This is a genomic window from Mesorhizobium sp. BR115XR7A, assembly GCF_020165315.1.
In the GTDB taxonomy this organism is placed as follows: domain Bacteria; phylum Pseudomonadota; class Alphaproteobacteria; order Rhizobiales; family Rhizobiaceae; genus Mesorhizobium; species Mesorhizobium australicum.
Genome location: NZ_JAIUHW010000002.1, coordinates 1 through 19,187, shown reverse-complemented (window position 1 = coordinate 19,187; position 19,187 = coordinate 1). Strand labels below are relative to the sequence as shown.

Here is a 19,187-nt window from a genome sequence, read left to right as displayed (position 1 = left end):
CAATTGTCAGCGTCGCCAGCCCACGCTGTAAGGGCTACCTAAGCCTTAGCTGGCCTCTCCGATAGCGGTATGTGCGGATGAAAGCTGACTACCCGTTCGGCGAGCCTGGCGTCGGGATCACCGCCGCCGGCTCGCTATAAGGATTAACGCGCCCGACGGATTGGCAAATCGAAGCGGAGAGGGCCGGATCCTAACCTGCCGTCATGTGCCTACTCAGGCGCGGCAGGCATGGGTTCTGCGGAGCGGACCCGCGGGTTAGGTAGAAGACAGGAGCGGGGAATGAATATTCAGGCTATCGAAACCGTTCGCAGTCACGGTGCGGCAAGCCGCGATGTCGGTTGCAGGCTCTGCGGGTCGCGCCTGCGCCACACCTTGGTGGATCTAGGCATGTCCCCGCCTTGCGAAAGCTTCCTGCAGGCCGAGCAGCTTGACCAAATGGAAGCTTACTATCCGCTCAACGTGCTTGTCTGCGACACCTGCTACCTGGTGCAGCTCAAGGAGTATCTGAGCCCCGAGACCATTTTCAGCGAATATGCCTACTTCTCCTCGTTCTCGTCCAGCTGGGTGGCTCATTCGAAAGCGTATTGCGAGGCCATCACCAGACGGCTTGGGCTTGGTCCTGACAGTCTTGCGGTCGAGCTCGCAAGCAACGATGGCTACCTGCTGCAGCACTTCCTGCCACTGGGCGTTCCTGTATTGGGCGTCGAACCGGCAGCCAATGTCGCGCGCGCCGCGATCGAGAAAGGCGTGTCCACCAGGGTCGACTTCTTCGGGGTCCGGCTGGCAAATCAACTGGTCGGGGAAGGACGACGCGCCGACCTGATCATTGGCAACAACGTCCTGGCACAGGTCCCGGACCTCAATGACTTCGTCGCCGGGATAAGAATCCTGCTCAAGCCTGAGGGCGTGGTCACGCTCGAATTTCCACATATTGAGCAGCTGATGGCGGAGAACCAGTTCGATACCATTTATCATGAGCACTTTTCATATTTCTCGCTGCTGACGGTCGAACTGATGGCGGCGCGCCACGGATTGCGGCTGATCGACGTCGAGGAGTTGCCCACCCATGGCGGCTCGCTGCGCGTCTATCTCGCCCATGATGGCAGTCGCTGGGGCGTGGATGACAGGGTGGGCAAACTTCTCGCCCGAGAAAAGCGGCACGGGCTAACGGAGATGATTACCTATGCCTCCTTCGGTCACAAGGCGCAGCGCGCCAAGCGCGACCTGTTGGCGTTCCTTATCTCGGCCAAAAACGAAGGGAAGAAGATTTGTGGCTACGGCGCTCCAGGCAAGGGCAACACGTTGCTCAACTACTGCGCTATCGGGACCGACTTCCTTGACTTCACGGTCGACCGTAATCCTTACAAGCATGGTCGCTTCACACCGGGGATGCATATCCCGATCAAGTCCGTCGACGCCATCGACGAAGTCCGGCCAGATTACATCCTCATCCTGCCGTGGAACCTGAAGGACGAGATCATCGAACAGATGCGCCATGTCGCCTCCTGGGGTGCAAGGTTTGTGGTCCCAATTCCCTTTGTGGCGGTGATCGATCCATCGGAGTTAGGCAGATGAAAGTTGTCCTCTTCTGCGGCGGTCGCGGAACCCGGATCCGCGACTATTCCGACAGTATACCCAAGCCGATGATCCCGCTTGGCCATCAGCCGATCCTGCGCCACGTGATGCAGTGGTACAGCGATTATGGACATGACGAATTCGTCTTGTGCCTGGGCTACAAAGCCAATGTCATCAAGGATTTCTTCCTCAACACACGGCCGCAGACCTTTTCCGATTGCGTGGTCACGCAAGGAGGTCAAGACGTGAAACTGCTCGGAGACCAGGTCAAGGACTGGAGCATTACCCTGCTTGATACCGGGGTCTGGCGCAATATCGGCGAACGCCTCTGGGCGGCAAGGGACCAGGTTAAGAACGAGAAGATGTTCCTGGCCAACTACTCCGATGGTCTGACCAACGTCGATCTCGACGACGTGGTGGCGAAATTCGAAGCCAGCGGCAAGATCGGTTGTTTTCTCGCGGTGCGCGCACCACTGACATACCACTTGGCCGATATCGCGGAAGACGGTCGCGTGCGTGAGTTCCGCACAACAGATACCTCGGAGATCTGGATCAACGGCGGCTACTTCCTGTTCCGCCCGCAAATCTTCGACTATATGCGCGATGGCGAGGAGCTCGTTCTGGAACCTTTCAGACGACTGATCGACGACAACATGCTCATGGCGTACAAACATGATGGCTTCTGGCGATCGATGGATACGCTGCGCGATTGGCAATCGCTCGAAGACATGGTCGAACGGGGCGACATGCCCTGGAATAGAAAAGTTACCGCCGAGAAAACCAGGCGCGGTCTGGTAATGGCCGCTTCATGAGAGGGCTTGGCCTCGCACGTGGCGGGGAGGAACTCTCGATCCTCTGCCTTGGCGCCCATTCCGATGACATCGAGATCGGCGCCGGCGGCACTATCCTTGGCCTGATCGCATCGGGGGTGAAACTGGACGTCCACTGGTGTGTGCTGAGCGCCGGCGGCCAGCGGTCGGTCGAGGCCCGCGCTTCGGCCGAAGCGTTCCTGAACGGGTCGAAGTCGTCCGTAATCGACATCGCGGATTTCGAAGACAGCTATTTCCCGGCCCATAGCCGGGCGATAAAGCAGCGGTTGATAGATCTAAGATCTCGCGTCCACCCCGACCTGGTGCTGACCCATGCGAGGTTCGATGCCCATCAAGACCACCGGGAGGTCAATCAACTGACCTGGAATGTCTTTCGCGATCATCTTGTGGTCGAATACGAGATTCCCAAATGGGATGGCGATCTTTGCCAGCCAAATGCCTACGTGCCGCTCTCTGCCGCAGTGCTGGAACGCAAGATCGAGCTTCTGCAACAGCACTTCGGCACGCAGCGCTCCAAGGACTGGTTCGACCGCGACACATTCGCGGGGCTGGCGCGATTGCGCGGGATGGAGTGCAGGGCGCCGGAACATTTCGCCGAGGCATTTACACTCAGAAAAGCCAGACTTTTTTAGCGGATTTCCGTCCCGATCTGCTTGAGGGCTTGCCTAAGCCAAGGGGGCACATGGTTCCTGGAGAAGACTTCGGGTCGGGCTTTGCCTTCACGAGCCATCCTCGACGTTTGGTGGCGATCTTCGCACGACACTTATGGCGCACCGCGCTCTGCCAGATCGGGGTTACCGGCTCATGAAGTGGGTACGAGCCCGCGGGTTTCTGATTGCCGTTTGGTCTCACTGCTCGCTGGCCGAGGGTTCTGTGAGACGGCCGATATCTGGGCCTGTGCATCGCCATTGTTGAAGCGACGAAACACGATCTGCGAGGGGCGGCCGACCAAAAATTGGCTTGCTCCCGAATCCAGGGCCTTGGCGTACACGCCCAGAGCACCATCGACGGCGTCTATGGTTTTCATGACGGCCGCGTCGTCGTGCGTGTAGCTGACGACGAGAGATGGCATGAGGACACCACGCTTGATCGTCTCCTGCAGGAACAGGGAACGGTATGTCTGTGAGGGCTTGCCGTCCTGGTCAAGCGTGGCGTAGGCGAGACAGCTGGGGCGGCCGACAACTTTGAAGTGCCGATCCAATCCATGGCGTCTGGAAACCTCCGTGATACCTTCCTTCAATTTCGTTCCCTGACGGTGCAGGTGTTCGATGACGGACTGGTCCTGATAAACCCGCATGGTCGCGATGGCCGCGGCAAGCGCGTGGGTTTCCGCACCATGCGTGGTCGACAGCAGAAAGACACGGGGGCGATCCGTATGCTCGAGCCCACCCAGCCGCATATATTCGCGTTTGCCTGCCAGGGCGGAGACCGAAAAACCATTGCCAAGAGCCTTGCCGAATGTCGACAAGTCCGGTTCGATGCCATAGAGCCTTTGTGCTCCCGCTGCATGCCACCTGAACCCGGTGATCATTTCGTCGAGAATGAACAGCGCGCCATTTTCCCGGCAAAGCCGGTGGACATTATGCAGGAAGCCGTCGACCGGATCGTCGCCACGGGAAGGTTCCAGGATCAGAGCGGCCACCTTACCCGGGTGCCTGTCGAACAAATTCTTGACACTAGCGATGTCGTTGTACCGGAAAGTGAGGGTCAGGTTTTGAACCGCTTCTGGAATTCCCGCATTCATCGGTGTGGTCCCAATGAACCAATCGTCTGTCGAAAAGAAAGGGTGGTCGGCGCAGCACGCGACGAGATCGCGACCCGTGTAGGCGCGGGCAAGGCGGACGGCGCCTGACGTCGCGTCCGATCCGTCCTTGCAGAATTTTACCATCTGCGCGCCGACGAGTTCAAGGAAGGTTTCGGCGCAGTCAACTTCGATCCTTGCGGGGCGCGTGAAGTTGGCTCCGCCTGCAAGCGCCGCCTCCACCGCCCTGAGCACCGTTGGGTATGCATGCCCCAGCCCGACGGAACGGTTGCCCATGCCGTATTCGATGTATTGGTTTCCATCGACATCCCAGACGTGGCACCCCAGACCACGTTCGATAAAGCCCGGCGCGAGAACGGGATACTGATCCTCGCCTTTCGCGTAGGTGTGGCTGCCGCCCGGGATCAGCTCGCGGCCACGTTCTTGAAGGCGACCCGATTTGCGAAAACAGAGGCTTTGCTCAGGCATGCGGACTGCTCCAGTTCGAGAGAAAGTCTAGATGTCTGAGCCTGGATTTTCGCGTTCTCCATAAGGTCACCGGTTTAGCACTTATGGTGGATGGTTGGCGCGATTGTGCGGTCTTGTGCGGCAAACGCGACAACCGACAAGCAGCATCAAGGCGCAAGTGAATGAGTTCGCGCAGCGTTGCCTGCTGCCGGGAGCAGCTAATCCAGCGTAGGTTGCTTGAACTGGGCTCAACGCTGGAACATGGGGGAACAGTCCGGCAAGTCCTAAACGCTCATGATATTGCGCCGCGGCTGCCGCGAACTACGACCCCTCGCCCGCGGACGACCCGGGAATTCCCGGTGATCCTGCCAAATAGCCGTCCCCTACGTGATCACGCCATTCACGGAAAAGAGGCTTATGGTAAACAGCTAGCAGCGGTCGATTCCCCCTCGGATGTAGCCGCTCAGAATGAAGCCCGCCCGGGTCGCTACCGTGGCGGGCTTTTCGTTGACGGCGACGCGCTTGGTGCGTTCGCTACATAAGACCCGCGATCGTACATTGAGGGAGGCGGCTTGTGATTGCGATCACCGTTCAGCCGCAGTTCCTTCCGCGAAGAGATCATTGACCTTGTATGCGACTTCCGTGCGGTTGGTCGCCTTGAGCTTCTTCATGATGTTGCGGATGTGCACCTTCACCGTGCTTTCGCGCAGGTTCAGTTCAAAGGCGATGATCTTGTTGGCCTTGCCGCGTCGGAGCGCCTGCGCGACCTCAGCCTGCCTGAGCGTGAACATGCCGGTCAAAGGCGCATCACGGCTGCCTGAATCTATCAGGTGCCGCATAGACAGAACGCTACTTGCCGGAACGAAGATGCCTCCCGCTGCCGCAAGATTGATTGCCTCGACACAGACATCGATCCCTACAGAGGTTGGAATGTAGCCACGCGCGCCACATTCGAGAGCCGTCAGTATCTGTGCAAGGTCTTCGGTGTCCGCCAAAATCACTACGGGCACCGACTTGAATTCGCTCGAAATTCGCCTGATCTGGTCCGCGATACCCTGGTCAGTGACTTTCCGGCCACCTAGGTTGAAGAGAATGGCTGCAAGTGTCATCCCCTCTTTGGCGCGCCATTCGGCAATCGATCCCATGGCTTCGACGGCCATGCCGAGATCGTGGTCTTCCAGAGCCGATGCGAGACATTCGCGGTCGAGCGCCCTTCCGTCCAGGATGAGCAGACATTCCCTGCCTGCTCGTTGCATCATTCCCGCTCCGCCCGACGGGATGTCTGCCTGCTCTGCCGAAGTATATTTATGCATTCCTACTGTGGAGCCCATACTCTTACCCACCCTTTTACCACGCGATCCGCCCTGCGGCGGCCAATTAGCCCCTCACTCTGCAGTTCCTTCAGAAATTGAAAAATAGCGCCCACCGTTTTGGGAGCTTCAGCTGGAATTCGCCCAGCCTTGCACCCACTGCTGTTCCCTGTTCCCAATCCCAACCAGAACAACCTGAGCTTATGGGCTATTTATCAGCCGGCGCTAACTTAGATTAACATTTAGTTAAATTTTTGAATCTGCGAAAAACACTAACGGCTAGCCCCGCCGCGGGCGCTGCGGTGTTAGGTAAAACAGCGAGCTGGCCAGTCGTGGATGTATTGTGGAGCGTCTGAATACCGCACGACATCGCAACGCTGTGAAGGTGAACCCATCCGAGACGGCTGGCCTCGGCGGTCCTCATCCCATAGGCGTAGCCAAGGACTGCTTGCCCCTCCGGCAGTCAAAAGCCAATGTATCACCAAAGCATCGGTTGATTGCTTAGGCGCCGACACTGTCATCTAAGCGCCTGCTTCGCGCAACGCTCCCTGGCGCTCCTTGGACGCTGTGGCAAATGCCAGCTCGTAGACCGACAGAGCTACGCCATGTATAGCTCGGGCTCACGCGGTTCCCTGGGGATCATTCTCGGTCAGCCAAGATACGTCCAGAACAGGTCCGGCATTCTGGACATCGGCTTCGAAGGCGTCGATCAACCTTTTGGCGGCTTTGCTGGCGATATGACTCTCAGGGTAGGTGGCCTTCACGGCCCGTGCACACTCGTAAACCTCCTTGAGTTTCCTAACCTGCTTGAGCCCTAACGCGCGATATACTCCATGGCTGGTCATATCGCCTCTCCTCCCTGTAGTGGAATTCTCCGCTGCCCGGCCTACTACGCGCCTGCATTGACAGAGAGTTTCCTGGCTGAAAGCAAAAAACTGCGTGCGACTGTAGTAAGGTCGTCGGCTTCCCGGGTCGAGGCGTTCTTTAGGGGGCCCGCCGGAACCAGGGCTTAGCCATTCGCGGGAGGGTACGACCCGCTTCGCGCCTCCGTCGCAGACCTGTTTGTTCTCGAATTGTGCTCAGGTGCATGTTTTGGCGCTACATTGATGGGGACATTCGATCACTCAACGCCAAGCGCTTTTGAGCGCACGCCACCACCTTGATTATCAAGGCCACGGAAGTGACGTCGGGACGAGCATTGGCGCGCTCTACCATCGCGGGTGGAGGGCTACCCCCTTTGACTCACTTGCGAGGACATCCAGCTGTCGAAAGATTAGCGATCGGACAGCTCGCTGTATCCGCGTCACAGGGCCAAACCAAGCGGGAACTCGTCGGCATGCAGGTGTCTCTGCCGGGACTGCTAATATGCGCGGCTATTTTGGTCACGTCCTACTATTCAAGGGGAATGCTGATCATCGGCTTGATCGCTTCCCAGGCTTTCGGCGCGACGGCCGTCATGACACTGACCTTTCTGGGCGGGTCATCTCCATTGATCTATACTATGTTCGCGGCCTTGCTTGTCACGACTGTCGCTGCAAGACGTCGCATATGGCTTGATCTTGGACTCGTGTTCGGAAGCATCCGGACGGTCTGGATCCTGACAAGCCTCATGTTGTACGCAGTCATCGGATCATGGTTGTTTCCGAGATTCTTTGCGGGACAGACCGCCGTATTCGTGCAGTCCAAGACCCGCGGCATAGTCATAGAAGATTCCCTGGCGCCGGTTTCCGGCAACATCTCTCAGACCGGCTATTTCGTCCTTGGTGGACTCGCCGCTATAGCGCTTTGCGCCCTGCTGCTGCACTCCGACCGGATCGACCAGGTCCGGCGCGGCTTCTTCTTGTGGTGCGGCCTCCACACGGGGATGGGAGTCTTCGATTTCATCAGCAAGACGGTGGGCGCGGGAGACCTGCTGGGCCCGATCAGAACCGCCAACTACGCGATCATATCGAACGCGACGGAGGCCGGATTCGTGCGGATCACCGGACCTTTTTCGGAGGCCTCTTCATTCGCCAGCGTTTCCCTCGCCTGCCTGGCATTCTGCTACAGCTACTGGAGAAAGACGAAATCACCGCTGGCCAAATGGCTGTCTGCCATCCTGCTCTTCCTGTCCATTCTGTCGACTTCATCGACGGCCTATGTCGGGCTGATACTGCTATGCGTCCCGGTTGCTTTGTCGATGCTGGGCTCGATCCTGAGGGGAAAGGTCGAGGGCGAAGAGATCCTGATAATGGCTCTCTTGGTGTTGGGCGGGACAGCCATGTTGGGCATAAGTCTTTACAAGGCCGAGGCGTTTGACCCGTTCGTCAGGCTGATCAACAGCACCATCATCAACAAAGCCGATTCCGCCTCGGGCCATGAACGCACCTATTGGAATGTAAAGAGCCTGCAGTCGTTTCTCGATACCAGCGGCCTGGGCGTGGGGTTCGGCAGCTCAAGAGCATCGAGTTGGCCGATCGCTGTCCTTTCCCAGTTGGGTTTGTTCGGGTCGCTGATGATGGGTGTCCTGCTGTGTGTCCTGGCTAGGGGGCTGGGGGCGGTTCGGCAATGGGTGGCCCCAGAAACAGACGCCGTCGTGGCTAGCGTCAGGAATGCTGCCCTTGCAAGCATAATTGCCATTTCGGTATCGGGCGGCAGCGCTGATCCAGGCATCCTCTTTTTCATTGCACTTGCAGTCGTTTGCGCCACGAGAGTCAGTGCTCGGCGCGGCATTGCGGCATTCGAGCGATCTAGCCCGGCGTCCGGCGACGGCGCGGCCAACGCCGTGTACTCCGGTTCCGCCGAGTTGGCTTTGCGACGGCAAAGGTTGCTGGCAATGTGTCAGGGCCCGGTGATGTTCAAAATGGACGGGGATGTTGACTAACCGGCGACCCTGGGCTCGAACGCCCTTGGCTGGGGCGCCAGTCGTCTGGCAAGGAGAGGAGGGTTGCCGCCAAAAGCTGGTCGCAGCCTACGGGCTGTGCCGGATAGGTGCAACACGCTGGCGCCACAATCCTGCCTGACCTCACCTGCGCATCCGACGGCTATATCGTTGCGGGGCAGCTCATCCGTGCGAAGCTGATGCCGGTTTTGCGAATTTTCAGAAGACTTTTATATTGCAATCAATATTTGCTTCCATCACGGGCCTACGGCTTTCGTCGGATACGACTACCGAAAGCTTGCTTTGCAACTCGCCCTGAACTTCGTCCTGTGCCATGGCGACCAGCATTCTGACTGCGTCTACCCGGGCCTCAAGCGCACCGACGTAATGGGTGCCCTCGGTGTCGGGAAAATGGGATTTGCCGTCCCGGACATCGAAAAAAAACAGTGGCATTTTGCATCCGCGCTTAACAACAAACCGCTCGTCAAAGCGGGGTTTTGCATCTTGCTCACGGCTGCTTAGGGCATTCGCCCACAAGATTCTAGCAACCGCAGATGGTCAACCGGAGACGGTTGTGGAGAACTCAAATCCGGTTGATCACAAAATATTAAAAAGGTTCGATTGGCCGACAAAACCGTTTCCCGAGACTTCGCCTTCTGCACGTCGGAAAAGCGACAGCCATCGCCTTTTCAAAAGCAGTGTCGGCCCGCTAAGGCCGCAGCAGGCGTCGAGCCTGAGTAGGCTCAACCAAACTGATAGATAGGCCTGAGGAACGGTTCCGGTAAGCTGCCGCCTCGACAAGCGCATTCGTGTCGTTTTCATCGTGCGGAGTTTCCTTTCGTGCCTCTGAATTTCATTGCCGAAGCCCGGCCCAACACCTTCGCGTTCGAAACCTCTGCGCTGATCAAGGCATGCGGCTTCAGGGAATATGACGCGCGCTGGTGGTTTGGCCAGGTCGCGCCCGAACTCAACCTGATCGGCGTCCAGGCGTTGGGTATGGGGCTCGGCACGATGATCCGCCGTCTCGGGGTTGGGCCTGACATCGTCACCGGACATGATTTCCGTTCCTATTCGCTTGGCATCAAGCTGGCGTTGGTTTCCGGGCTGATGGCGACCGGCGCACGGGTGAAGGATATCGGTCTGGCGCTGTCGCCGATGGCCTATTTCGCGCAGTTCGCGCTCGATACGCCGTCGGTGGCCATGGTCACGGCCTCGCACAACGAAAATGGCTGGACCGGCATCAAGATGGGAGCGGCGCGGCCGCTGACCTTCGGCCCCGAGGAGATGAGCGCACTGAAGGCGATCGTGCTGGCCGCCGATTTCGACCTTGTTGGCGGCGGCTCTTATGATTTCGTTTCCGACTTTCGAGAGACCTATCTCAACGATCTGACCCGAGACAAGCGCATCACACGTAAGCTCAAAGTGGTTGCCGCCTGCGGCAATGGCACTGCTGGTGCCTTCGCACCTGAGGCGCTGGAACGCATTGGCTGCGAAGTGATCCCGCTCGATGTCGAGCTTGATCATACGTTTCCAAACTACAATCCCAATCCGGAAGACATGCAGATGCTGCATGCAATCAGGGACAAGGTGCTGAAGACCGGGGCCGATGTCGGGTTGGGATTCGATGGCGACGGCGACCGCTGCGGTGTCGTCGACAATGAAGGCAAGGAGATCTTCGCCGACAAGGTCGGCGTCATGCTGGCACGCGACATTTCCAGCCAATATCCGGGTTCGACCTTCGTCGTCGACGTCAAGTCGACCGGACTGTTCAACACCGACGCGGTGCTGCGCGCCAATGGCGCTGTTACCGACTATTGGAAGACTGGCCATTCCTACATCAAGCGCCGGGTTGCCGAACTCGGCGCGATCGCCGGCTTCGAAAAATCGGGCCATTTCTTCTTCAACCCCCCGATCGGGCGCGGCTATGACGACGGACTGGTCACGGCAATCGCCATCTGTCAGATGCTGGACCGCAACCCCGCCAGTTCGATGGCCGATCTCTACAGGGCCCTGCCGCTGACCTTCGGCACGCCCACCATGTCGCCGCACTGCGCGGACGATGTGAAGTACGGCGTGGTCGAACGGGTGGTCTCCGATTTCCAGGCTCTGAAGCGGGACGGCGACAGTTTCGCTGGCCAAAAGATCGGCCACCTCGTCACCGTCAATGGGGTGCGGGTCGTTGCCGAGGACGGTACCTGGGGTCTGGTGCGCGCTTCGTCGAACAAGCCGGAACTGGTCGTGGTCGTCGAAAGTCCGGTCTCGTCCGAGCGTCGCCGCCAGATGTTCGATGCCGTCGACGCCGTGTTGCGCCGCAGTCCGGAAGTCGGCGCCTATAACCAAACTTTTTGAGCGGGCCAAGCGGCGAGAATGGCGGCTTGGTGCAACTGACTATTGCAAAGTGGGACGACGGGCTCTTGCATCCTCAGGCTCCAGGGCAGGCTCTGCCGGGGTTCGCAGCGTCAAAGCTGTGCCGTAATGGGCCACCCGCAAATGGTCCCTCAATTGCATCTCCCATCCAGCGTCAGGGGTGAACCTTTGGCGAGCGCTGGGATAACCATCATGATTTCAAACACACCGCGGCTCGGCTGCAACAGGTGCAAACTTGCTCTTGTCGGCGATGAGACACGACCCTCGAATGTCCTGAGATGCCCTGGGTGTGGGGCTTCAGACACGTGCGAGAATGTCATGCTGGAGATTGACGAAAGGCGAGCCGAGGCGCTCTCGCGCGCCCTTTGCCGCCCAGAAATGCGGCGTGTAAGAACGGGTCGGACAAAAGTGTACCGTTTCGCGCTCCTGTTTGGGACAGGGCGGCTCGTGCGAGCCGACGTCAAAGACGGGCAGTAGCATCGCGCCGGCGGGCGGCCTTTGCCAGGCCGACAGCAAACGCCAAGATCAGGTGCTTCTGTTGACGTGATCGCGAGCCGTAATGGCAAGCTGTACTCCACGATTGTCAATTGGCTGCCATGCACCTTCCTCAGGCGAACGATTTGCGGGCAGTATGCAAGCTGTATGTAGCCATCTGAAAAGAGCAATTTAGGTAACGGCCCGCACCGCGGCCCATGGCAGCTGCCGGAAGTAGGCGCAACTTCAGAATTCGTCGGAGGCTCTTAGTCCGTAAGACCTACTTGAATATTTGCCAGACTATGATGCATCCTGAGGCCACAAATGGTCCTTGGCCCGGTTACCTCAGTGCTGAGCTAGTGGCACTCTGACTACGGTCGTCGAAACGGAGCTCAACAATGACGCCCAAGCGCTTCACCCGCCCGGTTCATGTAATTGTGGGACTTGGCTTTGCGCATGAGGTGTCATCTGTCATGGATGCCTATCAGCTTCTTGACGAATGGGTCGGGTTCCGCAGCCCAACACATGCGGCCACACTTGCGCTTTTCCGGTCGGCCCTTGCAGACGACAAAGATGCTGAAACGGCTCGCCTTGCCTTTGAGGCATTTGCTCGATCTCGGGGCATTCTCGCCGCGGAGGAAATCGTGTCCTCTGGTGGTGCTGCAGAAGAGTGGATGACAGCCTATGACAGACGGTCAGAAGTCGTGGTTGATGGCTAGTGCACGTTGCCCAACAGTGACTTCGGTTTTGGGAAGGCGACACCATAAGACCTACGTGAAGCGCGTCGCCTGAAATCCGTCTCGACGCCTGAAATCCGTCTCGACGCGAAGCGCTTCAGGCGATGACCGCAGCGGTCACCCCGGTGGCTTGGAAGCTCTGGACGTGTCCGCACGAGGCCACCTCAGCGGGCGATCGCGCCACGATCCCGACGGTTTGTTGACAAAATCGGCAAAGCTCAACCAGATATGGGCTCGGCGAGTTCGTCGGCCGCTTCACTGACGCCGCAAGCAGCCGCCCGCTCGAGCCAGACCCGGCCGGCCGCGGGGTCGCACTCCCCGGCCAGGCCATTGACGAGGTAACGCCCAAGCATGAGCTGGGCTTGGCCATGACCACGCCCGGCAGCGGCGGCGAACCATTTCTGCGCCGCCTTGTGGTCAACCGGCAGGGCCTGGCCAGCACCGTACAGCGCACCTAGTGCAAACATCGCCCCAGCGTGGCCGTCGAGAGCGGCCTGCTTGAACAACTGCGTTGCGACCTCTGGCTCGCGTGCGCCACCGCGCCCGTTGAGCAGCATCTCGGCAAGCGCGACCTGTGCGTCGAGGACGCCGGCTTTGCCCGCCCGGGCAAACCAGAGGCGGGCCTGCCTTGGGTCCGTCGTCACGCCGCGGCCATCCTGGAGGAGGCGGGCATACATATATTGCGCCTCCGCGACACCTTCGGCGGCCCGCCTCAGCCACTGCGCCGCTTGTGCCTCGTCCTGGCGCACGCCAACGCCGTTGGCGAAGCAGAGCCCGAGATTGAATGCCGCAATCAGGTCGCCCGACGATGCGGCCGCCTCGAACCAACCGGCAACGCTTGCACGATCGTCTGGCTCGCCGGCTCCTCCGAGGACGAGATTGGCGAGGTCGATCTGTGCGTCCTGATTGCCGGCATTGGCAGAGGCGCGCAGCCAGCGTGCTCCCTCTTCGACGTCCTCAGCCACGCCGTTCCCCGTTAGGTAGAGAGAGGCCAGGGCGCGGGCGGCGGCCTGGTGACCCGCTTCGGCCGCCCGCCGATACCAGTTTGCCGCTTCCGCAAAATCGGGCCGCTGGTTTTTCACATAGCGATCGCCCAGGAGATAGGCGGCCTCGCTGTTGCCGGCCAAGGCGGCACTGCGCATCCAGGCCTCGCCGGCAGCGGGATCATGGTCGACGAGGCCCCCATCAATCAGTGCCAAGCCCAGCCGGAACTGAGCGGAGGGAAGGCCCTTCTCTGCGGCGGCCTGATAGAGTCGAGCGGCGGCCGCCAGGTCGCGTGAGACGCCGAGCCCGTGCTCGGTGAGGACCGCCAGAAGATAGGTTGCGGTCGGCAGGCCGGCGTCGGCCGCGCGTCGTACCTCGGCCGCAATCCTGACCCGGTGTTCGCGATTGCCACGCCGGGCGAGCGACAGGGCAAGGCCAAGACATCCTTCGGCACAGCCCGCGGAAGCCGACTTCTCGTACCAGTGATGCGCCGCATCTGCGTTGCGCATCGGCTTGGGGCCGCTGGTGAGGATATAGCCAAGGATCGCCTGTCCGGTTGGCGAGCCCGCCTCGGCGGCCTTTGTGGCCAGTTCGAACGCTGCCGTGAAATCCGGTTCGCCTGGGCGGTCGCGTTTGAACAATTCTTCCGATCCGGCGCCTTCACTGGCGGCTTCCGCCGGGACCAGCCCGGTCACGTAGAGAGCGGCAAGGAGCGCCTGCGCATCGGCGTTGCCGTGATTGGCTGCTCGCAGCAGCCAACGCGCGCCTTCCACACGGCTGGGCGGCACACCCGCTCCCTCGAGATAGCAACGCGCGACCCGGTATTCGGCCTCGACCATTCCCGCACGCGCGGCTACCGCCACCAGCGGAAAGGCTTCAGCTGGTTTGCCGGCGTCGAAAAGCTGGATTGACCGGCGCAACGCTGCCGCCGGGGAGACGCGTCCAGCCAGCCGATGCAGAATTGTCATCGATCCCGAACCTCTGATTGCTCCGATCCTCTATGGCTCCCGCATCGCTTCCTGGCTGACCGGGAGCATCACTGCGAGTATGTACTTGAGCACAGTACGCCGACCGACCTTGACGTCGGCGGTCACCGGCATTCCGGGGCTGACGGTGGAACCGGCAGGCACGCCGTGAAGAGCGACCTGATCGATGGAAATGCGCACGCGATAGAACGGCTCGGCGTCGGAAGGCAGCATGGCCAGCGAGCTGTTCGGATCGCGGGCTTGCTCCTGGGCAGAAAAGGAATCCGGGCTGAGCGTCCGCACGGTGCCATGCGCGAGCCCATATTGCGAATAGGGGAAAGTGTCGAACTTGATAACCACCTGGTCGCCGACATGGACGAAGCCGCTGCTGCGGCCGACGATGTTTGTCTCGATCTCGAGCGGCGCGTTAGCCGGTACAAGGGTGATCAAGCGCTCACCGGACTGCAGTACCGAACCGACCGAGACCTTGGCCACCGATTGGACGGTGGCGTCGGCTTCACTCTTCAATTCAACCAACTGCTTGCGCAGCTTTGCCTTGTTGAGAAGTTCGCGCGCGTCGGATATCCGCGAACTCGCCTCCGACAGGCTTTGCGAGACATCGGCTCGCCATCCCTGAATGTAGCCGTCGCGCTCGGCGGCCACGGCCTGCTGCTGGAGCCTTGCGGCTTGGGCCGTCTGCTCGGCATTGCCAAGCGACCGGGACATTTCGGCGCGATTGTCTTCGGCCAGCAGTGTGTTGAGGCGGCTGCCCACCTGCCGTGCTTCGAGCTGCTTGCGCATCTGTTCGATCGAGGCCGCCACAGTGAGCCGCTGGCGGTAGCCGTCGGCATCCGACAGCGAACGCGAGATCACGGAACCGAGTTCGTCGCGCTGGCGGTCGAAATTTTCGACCTTGGCGTCGTAGACCGCCTTGCGGCGCTCAAAGATCGATGCCTGCAGGGTCCAGCTTGGGTCCAGACCGTCATAGTTGAAGACCTTGCCGTCTGCTTCCGCCTTCAGGCGCGCGACTTCGGCTTCAAGCGTCGAAACCTGCATCGCAAGCGCAGCCAGGTCGGCTGAAGCAAAGGTCGCATCGAGGCGAGCAAGCACTTGACCAGCCTGAACGTGCTGTCCTTCACGAACGTCGATGGAACGCACGATCGCCGTCTCCAGCGGCTGCACGAGGATGTTGGGCGCGTTTGACACCACCAGCCCCCTTGCCGTCACAACCTGATCGACCGGTATTAGTCCTGCCAGGGCGATCAGCGCCATGACGAGGCTCGCAATGATCCAGACGATGCCGCGCGCCGTGCGCGGAATGGGTGCATTGGTGACGGCGCTTGACGGCCACTGGAACTCCAGTATGGCCGGGGTTGTCGGATCCCTCGTTTCCATCCGCTGCCGCCGGGCGGGGAGGGCGATGAGCGAGGTGCTACTCATGGGTTACCAAACCTGAAAGCGTAGATTGTCTTGGCATCGTCAAAGCAACCGCGGCGGTATGGCGACCGGACGGCCTTGGCGGCCATCGAGGTGCCGGTTTTGCTGCGACCACAGCTGGCGATAGAGCGTGCATCGCTCGAGCAGCGTCGCGTGCGGCGCGACGTCGAGCACCTTACCCTGATCCATGACCAGGATGTTGTCGCATTCTGTCAGCGAGGACAGCCGGTGCGAAACGATGATCATGGTGCGCCCGCTGGCGATGCGCATGAGGTTGGCGCTGACCACTGCCTCGCTCTCGGGGTCGAGCGCGCTGGTCGCTTCGTCGAGGATGAGGATTGTCGGATCGTGGATGAGGGCGCGCGCGATCGCCAGCCGCTGCTTTTGACCGCCTGACAGATTGGGCGAGCCTTCCTCGATGTAGGTGTCGTAACCATTGGGCATCCGCTCGATGAATTCCTGGGCACCGGCGAGATGCGCGGCGCGCATGGCGTCGGAAAGCGTCAGCCCTGGGCGCCCGGCGATGATGTTGTCACGGATCGAGCCGCGGAACAGAAAATTGTCCTGCAGCACCACGCCGAGCCCTTGGCGAAGATGGCGCAGGTTGATCTCCTTGAGGTCGACGCCATCAAGCTTGAGGAAGCCGCTGTAGTCACGGTTGATCCCCTGCAGGAGGCGCGCGATGGTCGATTTCCCCGACCCGCTGCGCCCGACAATGCCGAACATGGTGCCGGCAGGGATGTGGAAGCTGACCCGGTCAAGCGCGGGCGTCTTTGTAGCGATATAGCTGAAGGTCAGGTCGCTGAACGCCACCTCGCCGACGAGCTTGGGTCTCAGGCCGGTGGAATTCGAGCTGCTCTCCAGGGGCCGGTTGAGAACCGACGCTGCCTCGCCGATCGCCGCACCGACCTCCTCATAGTCCTCAACCAGTCGCGCCAGGCCGACCAGCGGCTGCGCCACGCGCTGGGAGATCATCATGAAGGCGAACAGGCTGCCGACCATGTAGCCGGAGCGGTCGTTCATGGCGAGATAGGCGCCGATCAGCATGGTGCCGAGCACCATCACGCGTTCGATCGGCGTGACCAAGGTCTGCGGCCAACTGGCGAGCTGGCCGAAGGCGAGACGGGCCTTTCCCGCTTCAGCCACCCGTTCATCCCAGAGCGCCTTGCGCTGCGGCTCAAGGCCGAGCGCCTTCACCGTCTTGATGCCGACGACAGTTTCGCCGAGCGCCGCCGACTTCCAGGTCTCGGCTTCGACCACCCGTTGGTACCTGCGGCGCAGCGGCTTGAGATAGGCAAGGATGATCAGCATGATCACGACCGCGCAGGCCACCACGATCCAGGCCAGCGTGGCGTTGATATAGAACATTACAGGCACCAGCACGCACAGCGTGATCAGATCCAGGAACGTGCTGAGGAGCTTTCCGGTCAGGAATTCGCGGATACGATAGACCTGGGCGAGGTGATACATCGTCTCGCCGGCCGGATGGCGCTCGAAATAGTCGAGCGGCAGGCGCAGGAGCCGGCTAAAGACGTGCAGATGCAGCTTGGTGTCGAGACGGGCGCCGACGACGTTGATGATCAGCCGCCGCGCATGGCCAAGCAGGGTCTCGTAGACGAAAACCACGGCAATCACCGCGGACAGGAGCACCAGAGTGGACAGGCTGTTGAACTGCAGCACCTTGTTGACCAACGTCATGACCATCAGCGGCGGCAAGATGGTAAGGACACTGAGCGTGAACGAGGCAATGGCGATGTCGCGCAGGGGGCGGCTTTCGAGCCGCACCAGTTCGGCCAGCCAGTGCAGGGTGAAAGGCGCGTCCGCTGCCACATGCGACCGTGTAGGGCGCAGCAACACGGCCTCGCCTGTCCACACCTGGGACAGCCGCAGGTCGTCGACGGCGGTGACCTCGCCGTCGTCTGGCGCGTCAGCACTTTTGAGGAAGACGACGTTGCGCTCGGCACTCGCGCCGGTAAGGAGACCCGCGCCGCCATCGTTGAACAACAGGACGACCGGTCCGGTGTCCTGGAAGCGCAAGAGGTGGGCCCAGCGGATGCGTATGGCGCGCGACCACATGCCGGCGTTCTGCGCCCACTCGGAGAGATCGGCGGCGCTCGGGACAGGGTTCGCCGTCCTGAATTCCGAGGGATCGAGTTCGACGCCGTGATAGCGGGCGGCCCGCAGTACGGCCTTGAGGCGCGCCCCGAGCTGGTCGAGCTCGGCGGGACCGCCGGGCGCATTCTGGCCGTCGGCCTGGTCCGCCGCAGCCTCGACTTCGGTGCCGGCGCGGATCCGGAGCGGCTGATTGTCGGCATTTACGGGAACGTTTACCACAGGCTTCTCATCCGGTACGCTGCGCCAACGATCCACAATGCCCAGGCCGAGGCGTTTCTGCCGAGGTTCCTGGCAATGGCGCACTGTACTCCGAACTGATCGGGAGCGCGACTCTCATGGCATTTCCTCTCTCGAGATGATGAACGCGCGGGTGCCGATTTCCAGCGAAGCCCGCGCGTCCTTTTTTCAAACTTGGACGAGTTCCCGTTCGTCCGTTCAACAGTCCTGCTCACTCATGTGGCTTCAAGAGATCCTTCAGGGTCGTCTTGACGGTGTGGTCGTTGCTGGCGTAGCCGGCGCCAGGCTTAGTCTGGTCGGAGGTGAGGTCGGTGCTCGCCCCGGAAGGCTTGTTCGGGTTCTGACCAGATCCGCTGATCGTCTTGAGGACATTCAACAAGTCTGTCGTCACCGATTTGGCTGCAAGCCCGATCAGGTTGCGGAACGACGCTTGGCCGCCGGGGTCACTGCCGTTCCCGGCCGAGCTCGACGGCAGGAATTGCGTCGTGTCCTTGAGGCCCAGCGTGCTGGCGGTGACGTTGGCTTTGGAACCGCCGTTTCCGTTGCCAGAGTTGCCCTGACCTTGGTGTGAGCTGTTGTCGGCATTGTTATGATCTCCGGAATTACCCGGCGCGGGCTGTTCTCCGTTGCCGTGGCCGTTGTTGCCGTGACTACCAGTCTCACCACCACCCGAACCGGTCGGGCCAGTCGACCCTGTTGGACCAGGCGAGCCGGTCGGACCGGTTGCTCCGGTCGAGCCAGTCGACCCGGTGGCACCGGTCGAACCTGTAGCACCCGTCGAGCCGGTGGCACCTGTCGCCCCGGTAGAACCAGTGGCACCTGTGGAGCCGGTTGCACCGGTAGACCCAGTGGCACCGGTTGCTCCAGTCGAGCCTGTTGCTCCGGTCGAGCCAGTCGCTCCGGTCGGACCTGTCGCTCCAGTTGCTCCTGTGGCACCGGTATGACCTGTCGCACCGGTCGAGCCCGTAGCACCCGTCGAGCCAGTCGCTCCCGTTGAGCCCGTGGCGCCTGTTGCCCCTGTCGAGCCAGTCGCTCCGGTCGAACCCGTCGCTCCAGTTGCTCCGGTGGCACCGGTATGACCAGTCGC

The 19,187-nt window shown here is 60.7% G+C and carries 13 protein-coding genes and 1 pseudogene; 6 read left to right on the top strand and 8 right to left on the bottom strand.

What is annotated here, in order from left to right; all coding sequences use genetic code 11:
* The first annotated feature begins 279 nt into the window (after positions 1-279).
* The 3 genes from LB557_RS04305 to LB557_RS04295 are packed head-to-tail and all read left to right on the top strand — an operon-like array spanning position 280 to position 3,037.
* Entirely contained in the window at positions 280-1,575 is a 1,296-nt protein-coding gene (locus tag LB557_RS04305; RefSeq protein ID WP_224642864.1) for a class I SAM-dependent methyltransferase, read from the top strand.
* On the top strand, positions 1,572-2,387 hold the full coding sequence (locus LB557_RS04300) for a sugar phosphate nucleotidyltransferase (protein ID WP_023774755.1): 816 nt from the start codon (positions 1,572-1,574) through the stop codon (positions 2,385-2,387). Before LB557_RS04305 ends, LB557_RS04300 begins: the two co-directional genes overlap by 4 nt.
* On the top strand, positions 2,384-3,037 hold the full coding sequence (locus LB557_RS04295; protein WP_224642865.1) for a PIG-L deacetylase family protein: 654 nt from the start codon (positions 2,384-2,386) through the stop codon (positions 3,035-3,037). Before LB557_RS04300 ends, LB557_RS04295 begins: the two co-directional genes overlap by 4 nt.
* A gap of 170 nt (positions 3,038-3,207) precedes the next feature.
* Here LB557_RS04295 and LB557_RS04290 read toward each other — a convergent pair whose 3' ends face one another.
* The 3 genes from LB557_RS04290 to LB557_RS04280 all read right to left on the bottom strand — a co-directional run bounded on the left by LB557_RS04290 (position 3,208) and on the right by LB557_RS04280 (position 6,769).
* Positions 3,208-4,635 (bottom strand): glutamate-1-semialdehyde 2,1-aminomutase, encoded by a 1,428-nt coding sequence (locus tag LB557_RS04290; RefSeq protein WP_224642866.1) that lies wholly within the window; start codon positions 4,633-4,635, stop codon positions 3,208-3,210.
* Positions 4,636-5,198: 563 nt separating this feature from the next.
* Complete coding sequence (locus LB557_RS04285; RefSeq protein WP_411970520.1) at positions 5,199-5,873, bottom strand: LuxR C-terminal-related transcriptional regulator; 675 nt, start codon at positions 5,871-5,873, stop codon at positions 5,199-5,201.
* 671 nt (positions 5,874-6,544) lie between these two features.
* Positions 6,545-6,769 (bottom strand): hypothetical protein, encoded by a 225-nt coding sequence (locus LB557_RS04280; RefSeq protein ID WP_224642867.1) that lies wholly within the window; start codon positions 6,767-6,769, stop codon positions 6,545-6,547.
* 491 nt (positions 6,770-7,260) lie between these two features.
* Between LB557_RS04280 and LB557_RS04275 the strand changes: the two genes are divergently transcribed.
* Positions 7,261-8,787 carry a hypothetical protein gene (locus LB557_RS04275; protein WP_224713011.1) on the top strand — a complete coding sequence of 509 codons (1,527 nt, stop codon included), beginning with the start codon at positions 7,261-7,263 and terminating at the stop codon, positions 8,785-8,787.
* Between the two features lie 216 nt (positions 8,788-9,003).
* Here the strand turns inward: LB557_RS04275 and LB557_RS04270 are convergent, their stop codons facing one another.
* Positions 9,004-9,237 carry a DUF6894 family protein gene (locus tag LB557_RS04270; protein ID WP_023781630.1) on the bottom strand — a complete coding sequence of 78 codons (234 nt, stop codon included), beginning with the start codon at positions 9,235-9,237 and terminating at the stop codon, positions 9,004-9,006.
* A 387-nt stretch (positions 9,238-9,624) separates the two neighbouring features.
* Between LB557_RS04270 and LB557_RS04265 the strand changes: the two genes are divergently transcribed.
* Together LB557_RS04265 and LB557_RS04260 are read left to right on the top strand one after the other, a co-directional pair.
* Complete coding sequence (locus tag LB557_RS04265) at positions 9,625-11,133, top strand: phosphomannomutase/phosphoglucomutase (protein WP_224642869.1); 1,509 nt, start codon at positions 9,625-9,627, stop codon at positions 11,131-11,133.
* A gap of 890 nt (positions 11,134-12,023) precedes the next feature.
* Positions 12,024-12,344, top strand: a complete 321-nt coding sequence (locus tag LB557_RS04260) for a DUF982 domain-containing protein (protein ID WP_224642870.1) — start codon at positions 12,024-12,026, stop codon at positions 12,342-12,344.
* 236 nt (positions 12,345-12,580) lie between these two features.
* On the opposite strand, the gene LB557_RS04255 is transcribed toward LB557_RS04260, so the two are convergent.
* From LB557_RS04255 to LB557_RS04240, 4 genes and pseudogenes are all read right to left on the bottom strand, one after another.
* Positions 12,581-14,185 carry an SEL1-like repeat protein gene (locus LB557_RS04255; protein ID WP_224642871.1) on the bottom strand — a complete coding sequence of 535 codons (1,605 nt, stop codon included), beginning with the start codon at positions 14,183-14,185 and terminating at the stop codon, positions 12,581-12,583.
* Between the two features lie 159 nt (positions 14,186-14,344).
* Positions 14,345-15,706: an HlyD family type I secretion periplasmic adaptor subunit gene (locus LB557_RS04250; protein ID WP_224642872.1), complete on the bottom strand. Its 1,362-nt coding sequence runs from the start codon at positions 15,704-15,706 to the stop codon at positions 14,345-14,347.
* Between the two features lie 84 nt (positions 15,707-15,790).
* Positions 15,791-18,082 (bottom strand): peptidase domain-containing ABC transporter, encoded by a 2,292-nt coding sequence (locus LB557_RS04245; protein WP_224642873.1) that lies wholly within the window; start codon positions 18,080-18,082, stop codon positions 15,791-15,793.
* Between the two features lie 229 nt (positions 18,083-18,311).
* Positions 18,312-19,187 (bottom strand): annotated as a pseudogene (locus LB557_RS04240) (collagen-like protein); the annotation flags it as partial.